7 protein-coding genes and 1 pseudogene are annotated in these 12,467 nt (G+C 62.8%); 3 read left to right on the top strand and 5 right to left on the bottom strand.

Translation table 11 applies throughout. The features are described from left to right. Nucleotides 1-95: 95 nt before the first annotated feature. On the top strand, nt 96-1,607 hold the full coding sequence (locus tag JNK74_21965; protein ID MBL7648852.1) for a DUF2961 domain-containing protein: 1,512 nt from the start codon (nt 96-98) through the stop codon (nt 1,605-1,607). A 162-nt stretch (nt 1,608-1,769) separates the two neighbouring features. Here JNK74_21965 and JNK74_21960 read toward each other — a convergent pair whose 3' ends face one another. The 4 genes from JNK74_21960 to JNK74_21945 all read right to left on the bottom strand — a co-directional run bounded on the left by JNK74_21960 (nt 1,770) and on the right by JNK74_21945 (nt 6,922). Then, entirely contained in the window at nt 1,770-2,339 is a 570-nt protein-coding gene (locus tag JNK74_21960; protein MBL7648851.1) for a thioredoxin family protein, read from the bottom strand. Nucleotides 2,340-2,528: 189 nt separating this feature from the next. After that, nucleotides 2,529-3,497, bottom strand: a complete 969-nt coding sequence (locus JNK74_21955) for a metallophosphoesterase (GenBank protein MBL7648850.1) — start codon at nt 3,495-3,497, stop codon at nt 2,529-2,531. A 203-nt stretch (nt 3,498-3,700) separates the two neighbouring features. Then, complete coding sequence (locus JNK74_21950) at nt 3,701-5,782, bottom strand: trypsin-like peptidase domain-containing protein (protein MBL7648849.1); 2,082 nt, start codon at nt 5,780-5,782, stop codon at nt 3,701-3,703. Between the two features lie 204 nt (nt 5,783-5,986). Further along, entirely contained in the window at nt 5,987-6,922 is a 936-nt protein-coding gene (locus JNK74_21945; GenBank protein MBL7648848.1) for a hypothetical protein, read from the bottom strand. A gap of 227 nt (nt 6,923-7,149) precedes the next feature. Between JNK74_21945 and JNK74_21940 the strand changes: the two are divergent. Both JNK74_21940 and JNK74_21935 read left to right on the top strand, forming a co-directional pair. Next, nucleotides 7,150-8,133 (top strand): annotated as a pseudogene (locus tag JNK74_21940) (TIGR01777 family oxidoreductase). A gap of 111 nt (nt 8,134-8,244) precedes the next feature. After that, on the top strand, nt 8,245-9,870 hold the full coding sequence (locus JNK74_21935; GenBank protein MBL7648847.1) for an oligosaccharide flippase family protein: 1,626 nt from the start codon (nt 8,245-8,247) through the stop codon (nt 9,868-9,870). 15 nt (nt 9,871-9,885) lie between these two features. Here JNK74_21935 and JNK74_21930 read toward each other — a convergent pair whose 3' ends face one another. Then, nucleotides 9,886-12,336 carry a bifunctional YncE family protein/alkaline phosphatase family protein gene (locus tag JNK74_21930; GenBank protein MBL7648846.1) on the bottom strand — a complete coding sequence of 817 codons (2,451 nt, stop codon included), beginning with the start codon at nt 12,334-12,336 and terminating at the stop codon, nt 9,886-9,888. Between the last annotated feature and the right edge of the window lie 131 nt (nt 12,337-12,467).

Raw genomic sequence — 12,467 nt, 5'->3', positions numbered from 1 at the left:
GAGCGAATCACCTGCTCGCCCCTGCGACCCACGCCATCGTGTATGCTATGGTATGAATCGAGATGTTCAACCAGCACCCAACAGGAAGCCTACCCGTGAGATGGTTCATGGCGGCCACGGCCGTAACACTTGCCCTTCTTTGCCGACCCGCCGCGCATGCCGCCGATCCCCTCCTCGACGCCCTCACGCGCCAGCAGCAATTTGAAGCGCGGCGGGCGAGCAGCTCGAATGAGGACCTGACGAAGAATGGCGATGCGCGCCCGATTCCCCCGGGGGAGACGCTGGTGCTGATGGACGAGGACGGCCCCGGCATCATTACCCATTTCTGGAATACGGTGGGCGCGGAGGATCTCTTTCACGGGCGTTCGCTGGTACTGCGCATCTACTATGACGGCGCGGCGCAACCCAGCGTGCAGGCGCCCCTGGGCGATTTCTTCGGCGTGGGCCATGGCGCGGGGGCGGACTACACCTCCGCCGTGGCGTCGGTGTCCTCCCATGGTCGCTCGCGCGCGTGCTACTGGCGGATCCCATTCCGCCAGCACATCAAGGTCACCATCACCAACGACCACCCCACGCTGAAGGTGGACTCTTTCTACTATTACCTCGACTGGCAGAAGCATGAATCCCTGCCGGAGGACACGACCTATTTTCATGCGGAGTACCGGCAGGCGATGCCCGCCGCGCCGGGGAACTACACCATTCTGGAGACCACTGGGCGGGGTCACTACGTGGGCACGGTCCACTCCGCGCAGCAGGTGGAGATCGGCTGGTACGGCGAGGGAGACGACTTCTTCTACATCGATGGCGCGGCATTGCCCCAGTTGCGCGGCACGGGCACGGAGGATTATTTCAACGACGCCTGGGGCTTCCGGGAGTTCTCCACGCCCTACCACGGCGTGAGCCTGTATGAGGGCGTGTTTCCCGGCGACCGCGTGACGGCGTACCGGTGGCACCTGCCCGATCCGATTCCCTTCCAGGAATCCCTCAAGGTAGAAATCGAGCATCGGGGAAGCGTTTTCACGGACCAGACCCGCCACCTGGGCCAGTTTTTCGAACGGCCCGACTGGGTCAGCTCCGTGGCCTTCTGGTACCAGTATCCGCCGAAGCTAATCGCTGAATCCCTGCCGCCCGCGGAGAAACGCATCGCGCCCTATGTGGAATTGTCCGTCAAAGATCTGGCCTACCGCGCCACACCCGCCATGCTCGTCGTGCCGAATGGCAACGGCATCAGCTATATTCCTGCAGTGGCCAACGGAAAACTGGAGATCGACTTCGAAGTGGCGCAGGACGGCCGCTACCAGATCAACGCCGTGGTCTACAAAGCGGTGATGGGCGGCGTCTACCAGGCCTCGCTCGACGGCAAGGACTTCGGCGCGCCCGTGGATTTCACCATCGTGAACGCGGACTATATGTGGCAGCCCCTGGATCTGCACAACCTCAAGGCGGGCAAGCATACCCTGGCCTTTCAGGGATTGGACGCTCGCTCACCCCACAGCCGCACCACCACGGCAAACATGCGCGCCCTCGGCATCGACCGGCTGGTGCTGTTGCGACTGGAAGACCTGGCGGGCTACCAGCAGGTGCTGAAGGAAGAGCTCGCGAAGTAAAACAGACAGAACCGATATCAGCCTTTCGCTGGCAGAGACTTCGACACGATCCCAAGAAACCTCGTTCATTCAAGAAATCGACGGTCGTGCCACGCCTGCAATGACCCTGGTTGCGGCCAGGGACCGCGCTATGCCAAGTCTGCCCTGTCGTTCGCCGTCGGATCAGGGCGCGTCCGCGCTGGCGGTCTGCACCAGTTCAAAGAGCTCGCGCACTACGATCTTCAATCCCGGATCGGCCTCATAGGCCGCGGCCACTTTCTTCCGCGCCGCGCCCACGTCGCCGCAACCCTTGCCCCGTGCGATGAGCTTGCGGCAGGCCTCGGGCATGGGGCCCCAGTTGCCGCATTCCACGAAGGAGTCGCTGATGAAGATGAACTTGGGAATGGCCTCACCGCCGTTGGTGAGGAAGCGCGTGAACACGTCAAGATACTGTTCCCGCGTCACGAAGCGGACCCGCAGCTTGTTCGTCTCCAACGCCATGGCCTGGAGCGCGGGCACGTGGCGTACCACGTCGCCGCACCAGTCTTCCGCAATCGCCACCACATTCACCGTGCGTTTCAGGCCTTTGAGGCCGGCCGCGATGTCCGGATCAATCGTCATCGCATCCAGCGCCGCCGCCATCCGGTCACGATTCTCCGGGGACTCCGCACCCTTCATCCACGTGTCGAAATCCGCGCCGGAGCGCAGTACATCTTCCCAGTCGATAACACGAAGAAGGGGCGGACGGGGCATGGTATAATTCTCCTGGTGGTGCCGAGGCTGCCTGATGGTTGCTGGTAATGGGAGTATATCGCGAATGCGGCGTACGGATCATTTTCGTGCGAAATTTGAATTGGACAGAGTGGACGAAGTGAACTGGATGGACACGGAGTGCAATGAGCGCGTCCACCCCGTCCAACCTGTCCACAACCTCAACGCGCATCACCCCTCGTCGATACGCTCGAAGCGGTCACCGGAAAGCTTTATCAACTCCCGCCGTACCTCGCCGCCGTTGACGTGGCGCACGAGGTAGTGGTGGAAGCGGCCTTCTTCCTTAATGCGCGGACTGAGCTTGGCGCCGCCGCCGGCGGTGAGGGTGTAGCGCACGCCGTCGATTAACTCCGTGGCGTAGCCGTGGATGTGGGCCATGAATACTTCCGTGACGCCGTGCTTGATGAAGAGCTGGTGGCTCTCCCGCTCGTTGCCCTTAAAGCCGCGCCGGGGACGATCCGTGACAAATTTTGCTTCGAAGAACTTAGGCGGAATGTGGTAGAAGACGTACTTGTGCGTCGCCTTCGATCCGCTCAGGGCCTTCTCCAGATAGGCCAGGCCCGCGTCGGTCACACCGCGCTGGGTGCTATTGTTGATGCCCACGAAAAGGCAGTTGCCCAGTTCAAACGCGAACTCTTCGCCGCCGTGGAGGGCTTTGAAGGCGGCGTAGTCGCGCCAGGCCCCGCGCTCGTGGTTGCCCGGCACGGACAGCACGGGGATGGGGTCCACCTGATCGATTAGCGGTGTGAGGCTCTCGTAGTATTCCGAGGCGGTGCCGCCGCGCACGATGTCGCCCGTGTGGAAGATCACCACGGGGTCTTCGTCCTTCGCGCCGCCAAAAATCTTTGTGGCCGTCTTCATACGCTTGCGCGTGTCGCCCAGCACGACAAAGTGGAAGTTTTCACCGGCTGGCATGCGTTCCCGTGAACGGGCAATCATGGTCTCAAAGCCATACTTCGGACAAAGGGCCTTCAACGCATCAATACCCGCGCTGGAGGCAAAAAGCTTTCGGACCTGCACCACGCCAAGCCCGGCAATAAAGAGGACAAAGACTACTCCGCCCGCCAGGGCGCCTTGCGTATAGAAAACAACGCCAAGGGCAATAAGCCCCAGCAACAAAACAATCTGCTTTTTTTTCACGGTGGATTCCTTGAGCGCGCGGTGAGGGAGTAAGGGAGCGCGAGGGGCTGATCGTATCAAGGATCCGGGGTGCCGCGCCAGATTTCGACCGATTCTCTGCCCTGAATGAACCATGTCTGATTTCAGGGACATCAGGGACGGCAGTAGTCCGGAGATCTGCCGTCCCTGCCGTCCCTGATGTCGCTGAGCGCTATCAAAGTGCCCTATTCCACCATAATTTTCACGATTGAGGGGGCGTAGCGCTGGGTCATGGCTTCGAGGGTCAGGGGCTGTCCCGTGGAAGCGGGTGCGGGCGTGAGCTGGACGCCGCCCTTCGGCTGGACCAGGGGCTGGATGAAGCTCGCCTTCACAGCGAAGTTCACGCCCTGGGTCACGGTCTCGGCGGCCTTGAGCGTTTCCATGTCGTTCAATTTCTGGGAGACAATGCCCACCCAGCGACCGTATTGGTCCAGCACGGGGCCGCCGGAATTGCCCGGATTCACCGGGGCGGTAATCTGCATGAAGCGCTGATCGCCATCCAGGCGCTGAAGCGCGGCGATGTTGCCGCTGCCCACGATGGGGTCCGTGCTGTCTTTGATGCCGCCCAGAGGATAGCCGATGCAGTAAATCGTCGCGCCCACGTTGGGCTTGTCCACCGAAACGGGGATGGGCTCGCTCTCCAGGCCGTTGACCTCCAGCAGCGCCCAGTCGTTCCCCATGTCCAGCGTGTTGATCTTCGCATCGTGCCGGGCGCCGCCGCCGGAGAGCACGGTGACCTTCGTGGCACCGCGCACGACGTGGGCGCAGGTCATGACGATGCCCCGCGCCACCACGAAGCCCGTGCCGAAGCCGCCGGCCTCTTCCGAGGGCGCCGGCGGATCGAGCGCGGCGTCCCAATTCACCGTGGCCTCGGCCACGCGCACCTCCGCGGGAAGGCTCTCGTCCAGCCGCTTGATTTCGTCGACGCGCTTCTCAATATCGGGATAGTTTTTCGTCAGATACTCGTTCAGCCGGTAATACTCCTTCTCCCACTCCACCACCATCCGCATCCAGTCTTCGCGCTCCCAACTGTACTGGACCAGCGCATCCTCCACCTCGTAGTCCGGTCCGCGATTGCGCGCGGAGGCGCTGTAAACCGATTTGAGCAGGTTCGCCCGATCATCATTGATCCCGATGGCCGCGTAGGCCCGGGAAATCATGACGTACAGCTCCTGCATCGACGCCACCTCCTGCTGGATCGCCTGCCAGTTGCTGTAGGCCCGGGCCCGAAGCACATTGCGCTGCTCCGCGCCCAATGCAAGCCAGTCGGCCGCCCGATCGCGCCAGCGCGCTTCCGCCGCCGCCTTGTCGTGATCCGCCACCTGCTGGTCGAAAGCCTTGCGATAGGAGGCCAGGCGATTGGCCTTTTCTTTCTCGCGCGCCGAAGCCACCCGGTCCAGCTCTTCGCGATTCTGGTTCCAGATGGCCAGCAGGGCCTCGCGACTGGCCGCATCCGCACTGAGGGTGGCGGTCGCGCCTGACTTCGACAGGCTCTCCACCACGCCCCGCTCGGGAATGCGCACATAAAAGAGACTGTTGCTCTCGATCACGTACACATCGGAATACTCGCCGCCGGGATGAACCAGACGATCACCCTTGCCCCGGAGCTCATCCGGAACGGGGGCAAAGGCCGGAAGAATGTCCCGGGCCAGGTCGGCGTCAATCTTTTCCAGCGGCGGGTTGAACTCCGGCGCGGGGCCGAGTTCCGCTTCGGCCTTCTTTTCGTCAGCGTTCCCCGCGGGTGGCGGTGAAACCGTGGCGACTTCCGACGGATTCGCCGCCGGTTCAGGGGTCGACTGGGGCGGGGTAGCCACAGGCTTCACCGAGGCCGCTTTCTGGGATTGACCGTATTGCCAGAGGGAATAGGCCCCGGAAGCCATGACGAGCAAGGTCAGCGCCGCCACCGCAAGTTTCGGCAGGACGGTCGGGCGCCGGCGCGGCAAGGGCGGTGGCAACTTTGGCGTTGCATAGCGGGGCGTGGGCGCGACAGCGGGCGTTTCGGAGAACGATACGGGATAGGCCGCCTGGGGATCGGTGGCGGCCCAGAGCCGCCGCACCAATTCCATATACTCGGTCTTGAAACGGCTGCGTTCGGCCCCCTCCAGGGTCTTGTAGCGCTTGTGCAGCACAGCCGCCTCGGGGAATACTTCGTCGGAAAGGGCGTAATACCGATTCCAGAGCCGGTTCTGCTCTACGGGATCCGTGGTCACCTGGATACATGCCTGAAGCGCGCGCGCCTCGGCAATGGTCTTCCGATCCTGTGGCATCTGCTCTCACATCCCCGGGTACTGCGGCTTGCTGACCTGAAAATGATGCATGGCGCCGAAGGGGCTTGTCAATTCCCGGCTTCAGGGGCGACCCGACCGTCCTGGCGTGGGATAGGGTCGCGACGAAGAGAGTTGAACCGCAAATTTACGCAAATTAGCGCAAATTCTTCTTCGGGGCGCAAACCGGTCCCCACTGCCGAATTCTCACACCGGGACGAACAACCCCTGGGCGCTATCATATCTATACTGTCCGAGCTGGCCCCTTTGTTCCATCGTGGCTAACATGCTGCGCAGCGACTGGCATCGCTCGGGATACGTGTCCTCCCCGAGTTGGGTGAGGTTGGCCAGGGGCGTGGTTGAGGCCAGGGCCGCCCGCACCTGGGACTTCTTCGCCCGGCCCTGGTGGTGGATGTCCGCGATGGCCACGCCAATGGAATCGGACAGGCCGTTCAGGTCGTACCATCGCTGATAGCGCTCGCGAAACTTGCGGGAAGTGATCTGGATGGCGGTGCGCACCTGGAGCGCGCAGAATTCCGGCGAGGTCTCGCAGAGATCCACCAGCCGGGCCGCGTGGATGATCTCGGCTTCGTCCAGTTGCGTCTCGTCGGGGTTGAGGTAGCCCATGAGGTTGGCGAGCTGGATTTCGTTGTGGCGCGCATTGAAAACCTCAGCTTCAAGATCGGTGACCCTTCCTTCAGTAACGCGGTGAAGTCGTCCATCCTTCATTCGCAGTTCGGGAAAGTGGCGCTGGAAGGCGGGTAGCGCCGTGGCCTCTCGCAGCAGCAGCACGAGATTGTCCTTGGGGGTGTGGGCCCCAAGCTGAAAGAAGCCGAAGGTGAACGCGGCCCGGTCATAGCTATTGATGCGGTTGAAGCGGTTCGCGCTCTCCGACGCGCCGATGGCATAGACCAACTGGGCCCAGGGCCCGAACTCGGCCAGGTACGCCGCCGGGTCGTAGACCGGTCCGCTAAGTCGGCCGATCTGGGCCAGACCCACGCGGCTACCGTAGGTCGTGCGCCGGGCAACGAAGAATTCCGGGCCATCGTCGATACGGGCGAAGATGTCCTTCCTGCGGAATTCCCAGGCGACTGTGGGGGCCACCTGTGGCGTGGACCCTGGATTTGAATCTTCACGTTTCATGCTGCTGCTCCTGCGCGATTTGGAAGTCCCTCTATAGATAGGGAGCGGGCGTTGCACTTTTTGGGTCTGCGGTGGCCGCTGCGAACGGTGGTCGGGCGTCGGACGGATCGGAGCTTTCTCGCTTGATCCGTCCGATCCGTCCGATACTTGACCTTTTCGCAGGCCCGTGGTAAACTTTGAACGCGTTCAAAATAACAGGCAGCTCACCCCAGAAAGGACACGCAGCCATGAACATCCTGATCGCGGGCGGTGGCGGTTTCCTCGGACAGGTACTGGATCGGCACTTTTCCAACTAGGGCCACAGCGTGGTGGTGCTGACGCGCGGCCGGGCCTCCCGCGAGATCTGGAGCCCTTCGGAGGTGTGGGACGGCAAGACGCTGGGCCCCTGGACCGCCTTGCTGGACGACGCAGACGTTCTCATCAACCTCAGCGGTCGCTCGGTGGACTGCCGCTACACGGCGGCCAACCGGCGGACCATTTACGCGTCGCGGCTCGACTCCACCCGAGTATTGGGCGAGGCCGTTGCGGCATCCGCGCGCCCGCCGCGCCTGTGGATCAATGCCGCCTCCGCGACCATCTATCGCCACGCGGAAGATCGCGCGATGGACGAAGCGACGGGCGACGTGGGCGAGGGCTTTTCGGTGGATGTGTGCCGGCAATGGGAGAAGACCTTCTTCGAGGCACAGACTCCCCCCTCGGTTCGGCGGGTGGCGCTGCGCACGTCCATCGTGTTGGGACGCGGCGGCGGAGCGCTGGTACCCCTGCGCACCCTCGCCCGCCTGGGGCTGGGCGGATGCCAGGGCAGCGGGCGGCAATACGTAAGCTGGCTCCATGAGGCGGACTTCGCCGGCATCGTGGAACACATCATCGCCCATGAGGAGCTGGGCGGCGCGGTTAATGTCACGGCGCCCAACCCGCTGAGCAACCGGGCCTTTATGGAGGCTGTGCGCCGGGCCGCGGGCGCGCCCTTTGGCCTGCCCACGCCGAGGTGGCTGCTGGCGCTGGGTGCGCTGCTCATCCGCACCGAGCCCGAACTGGTGCTGAAGAGCCGTCGGGTGGCGCCGGGACGGCTTCTGGCATCGGGCTATGCATTCAGATTCGCCGATCTGAACACGGCACTGGCGGATCTCCTGCGGTGTGGATCGCCCGATGTATCGCGCCGGGAGCGCGATCCCAGCCTGGGTGCGGCCCGGAGTCACGATCTCGCCTGAATATCCCGATCCCACCTTCCGGTTGGCTTCTGGCGGTCCGTGGCACGTATAATCCCGTCGAGCAGGCGGCAGCGCCTCCCCTGAAGTAATAACAGGAAGTGTATCTGGCCCATGAGTATTGATGAAGAAGTCACCCCCGCGGCGGAAAGCGCCATTGTGTCGCGGGAGGTGCTCCGTGGGATTCCCTGGGCGATCGCCAGCAAGATCGTGCTCCTGTTTGTCTATGCCGTGGTTTCCTGGATCACCTGGAACTACCTGGGGCAGTCCGAGTACGGCGTGCTCACGAAATGCCGAACCCTGGCGGAGGTGCTTATCGTCTTCTGCGGACTCGGCCTGAGCACGTCCCTCGCGCGATTTATCCCCGAGCTTCAAGTACAGCAGAACAAATCCGGCCTCCTCCGCCTGATTCGCACGACCTGCGGTTGGGAGGCCGCCTCCCTGGTGGTTTGCGGCGCGCTGCTCTTTGCGGCAAAACCGGCGCTGGATCGCTATTTTTTCGGTGTGGGCTCCGGCGAGTTCACCGGCAGCACCACGCCGCTGCTCTGGGCGGTACTCCTGTTTGTGGCGGCGCGCGCCTTTCGCAACTACCTCGACGTCGTCATGACCTCGCTGTACTGCGTGGCGGCGACGGCGGTGCAGTCGGCGGTGCAGGGACTCCTGCTGGTGGGGCTGCTCCTTGTGGCGCTTTCCCCCGAGGCGTACCGGATCGCGGGCATGGCCCTGAGCGCCCAGACGGTGGCGCTGGCGATCATCTCGGTCTACGGAGCCTGGTGGCTCTTTCGCTACCTCGGGAAGCTGGACTGGAACGGCGAAGACGACGAGGCCATCGGCTCACGCCGGCTTTTCTCGCTGGGATGGGCCAGCCTGCTGAACCAGTCGGGCCAGTTGATCATGCAGCGCTATTCCGAGGTGGTTTTCCTTTCCGCGTCGGCCCCGGCGGCCGTGGTGGGCATCTATGATCTCGGCGTGGGCCAGACCCAGATGTTCCTCACCCTCCTCCCCTTCGCGGTGCATGGCCTCTTTACTTCGGCCGTTTCCGAGTCCTATGCCCGCGACCCCGATTGCCTGGGACGCCTGATCCGCACGTATTACAAAGTCCTCATCCTGGTCCTGCTGCCCATGTCGGCCTTTGGCGCCTTTTTCTCGCCGGAGATCTTTGGACTCTTCTTCCCCAGCGAGAACAATCAGGCGGGACAGGTGGCGAGCTGGTTCTTTGTAATCCACCTTCTCGGTTTCATGTCCGTCCCCCTGTCCATGGCCATCATTGCCAAGGAGAAGGTGCTGGCCATGACCCCCCTGCTTTATATGACGATTGTGGTCAATCTGGTGCTGGATTACGTGCTGATCCCGAAGTACCAGATCCTGGGCGCGACGGCCGCCGTGGTGCTGACCTTTGCCCTGACCATTCCCATCCGGTTGTATGTGGCGCGCCGGATCATCGGGGGCATCTACTTCCCCATGAGTTTCTTTCTGCGCCATTCGGCGGTGCTCTTTGGCGGCGCCTGGGGCCTTTCCCTGCTTGCGCCGCGCTTCGATCGCATTTTCGCGCCCTGGCTGGGTGCCTACGCGAGCCTGCCGACCATCGTGATCCTCGGTGTCGTCTTTGTTGGCCTCTATCTGCTGGCGCTTCGCTATCTGCACCTCTTCACCCACGAGGATGCGGTGGAATTCCGCAAGATGAACGTGGCGCGCCTGGACAAGTTGCTTAATCTCATCGCGGGTCCGCAGACGGACTGAGGACACGCCGTTCCCTTATTCCTCCACCAGGCTGGCGGCCACGAAGCGATGAACCGGCAGGGGCATCTCGCTGTCGGGACCCTTGGCGTTTTTCCAGATGATCTCGTTGAACTGGGCCATGGGCATGCGGTCGAACTCGGAGAAGTCCATCTCCATGGATTCCTTCGCACCCCAGGCGGTCTTTTCGTTGAGCGCGTTGATGTCGGTGGTCGGTTCGAGGTGGGTGTAGGGCGCGAGATCGGCCACGTCGGAGAAGCTTCGATACATGGGATTCGCCGAGGCGTCGAACTGGCTCATGGGCGGCAGGCCGAGGAGCAACTGCATGGTGCGCAGCAGCGATGAGGTCGTATAGAAGGTGCTGTCCACGGTCTGGCGGCGGATATAGGGGCTGATGGCGAAACCGATGGTGCGGCGCGCGTCCACGTGGTCGGGGCCGTCCTGGGCGTCGTCTTCAATGACGAAGATGGCCATTTCCGGCCAGTACCTGCTGTGGGTGAGGCGCTCGACAATGAGGCCCAGGGCGTAGTCATTGCTGCCGACCGCGGCCTGGATGGTGGGCTTGCCGGGGCTGCTGCCCACGGTATGATCTTCGGGCAGGCCCATGACGATGTAGTTCGGCAGCCGCTTCTCGGGATCGGGATTGTCGAAGTTGGCCTCATAGACGTCGAACTCTTTGATGAATTCCTTGGCGTTCTCCGTGTCGCGCGCGCCCCAGTTGAGGTAGTGGGGCGCTACGTGGCCATTAAGTCCCTGGGCGCGGCTACCCATGGCTTCGCCCTCGCTCACACGCTCGGCGAACTCGCCGTAACTGCGGTAGGTCAGGCCCTTGCGCTTGCACAGGTCCCACATGTAGCCCGATGCGGGAATGGAAGCGTCGGTCATGGGGGCACCGCCGAGACCGCTGTAGGCCGCGGGCCACAGTTTTTCCGCAAAGTCCGTGGCATAGGCCGCGTTGGACCATTGGTGGCCGTCCACACTCACTTCGGCATCGCAGTAGAGGTTGTCGAGGAGGACAAACTGCTCGGCGAGAGCGTGATGATTGGGCGTAATTTCCCGGCCAAAGATGGCGAGGCGCGGGTCCCCGTTGCCCTGGGGCAGATCGCCGAAGACCTGGTCGTAGGTGCGGTTTTCCTTGATGATGTAGATCACGTGCTTGATGGCGGAGCCTGCGCCCACGGTCTCGGGAATGACGCTGGGTTCGGCGCCCCGGGGCTTTGCCTTTGCAAGCAAGTCGTCGTTATAGGGGCAGTTTGCATAGGCCTGTTTGGTCAATTCGCGCAGGCGCGCCTTGTAGTCGGCCACGGAGACAATATTCACCGAGCCTTTCACGGTGGACTTGGTGGTGCCCTTCCCCTCTTCGCCCTCGGGCAGGGGGCTGTGGGGACCGCGGATGTTGGCCGAGGAGGCGAGGCCCTTGGCATTGCCGATGTAAAGTGTTGCGCCATCGGGGCTCATGCCCAGGGCGGAGGGATACCAGCCTGCGGGCAGAAAGCCGAGGACGGCACTTTCCGCGGCGTCTTCCACATCCACCACGCAGACATTGTTGTTGTCCGCGTTGGCCACATAGAGCGTTTCCGATTCGGGATCGAGGGCGAGAGCATTGGGCGTGGAGCCTTCCGGCGCGCGCTCGTGAAGGGAGGTGATGATGGTGCCCACGGCGCGTCCCCGGGCGGTGTCGATGACCACCACGGAATTGTCGTTAGCACAGCAGACGAAGAGGCGTCCGTCCTTCGCGAGGATCATGTCATTGGGGTTGTCCCCCACCTCGATGGTGGCCACGATGGTGTCGCTCGCGGTGTCGATGACGGAAACGCTGTCGCTGGCCCAGTTGGAGCAGTAGAGCCGGGCGCCGTCGGGAGACAGCACGAGATCATAGGGATTTACCCCGGTAGCAACGCGGGTGACGATTTCGCCCTTTGCCGTATCGAAAACGACGATGTTGCCGGCCGTGCGATTCGCCGCATACAGCAGGGGCTGGGAAGGATGGTGGGCCAGACCGCTCCAATAGATGTCATCGGGGGCGACGCTTTCCGCGAGCTCGCGGATGGGCTTGTCCGACAATCGATTGCCGTCGTAGGCAAAGGCATAGACGGGCGCGCGAACACCCTCCTTCGATTTGTTGTTTCCGCCGGAGACATAGAGCGTCGTGCCGTCGGGCGACCAGGCGAGGCCCATGAAGGACGTAGGGAGAGCAATGACCTGGCTGCGCTCGCCACTTGCGATGTTGATGAGCACCAGCTCGTGGGGATTGTAGCCGCTGCTGAGGGCCAGCATGAATTTTCCATCGGGGGAGGGCAGCAGGTTGGTCACGAGATCATTTACGGGCACGGCGGTGCCGACGGGCGTGATCTGCCAGCCGTTGGGCAGGCGATAGCCGGATTCCGTGGGGCCGGGCAGCTCGGCGGCAGGCACCGGGGCGGATTGAAATACGGCAAAGAGGAGCAGGGCAATCGCAAGGTATTTCATGGGGTTCCCGATCTGTGGGCGATGATTCGCCTTTCCCGATACACGGCTATACCGTGGCACATCCGGCGGAAAATGTCAAAGCAGGATTGTGTTAGCTTCCGCCTGTGGAATCATTTGCGATAGGATGGTGG

The sequence above is a fragment of the Candidatus Hydrogenedentota bacterium genome (assembly GCA_016791475.1).
Classification (GTDB): Bacteria; Hydrogenedentota; Hydrogenedentia; order Hydrogenedentales; family JAEUWI01; genus JAEUWI01.
Note: the sequence above shows the minus strand (reverse complement) of the source record. Positions and strands in the feature narration are given on the sequence as shown.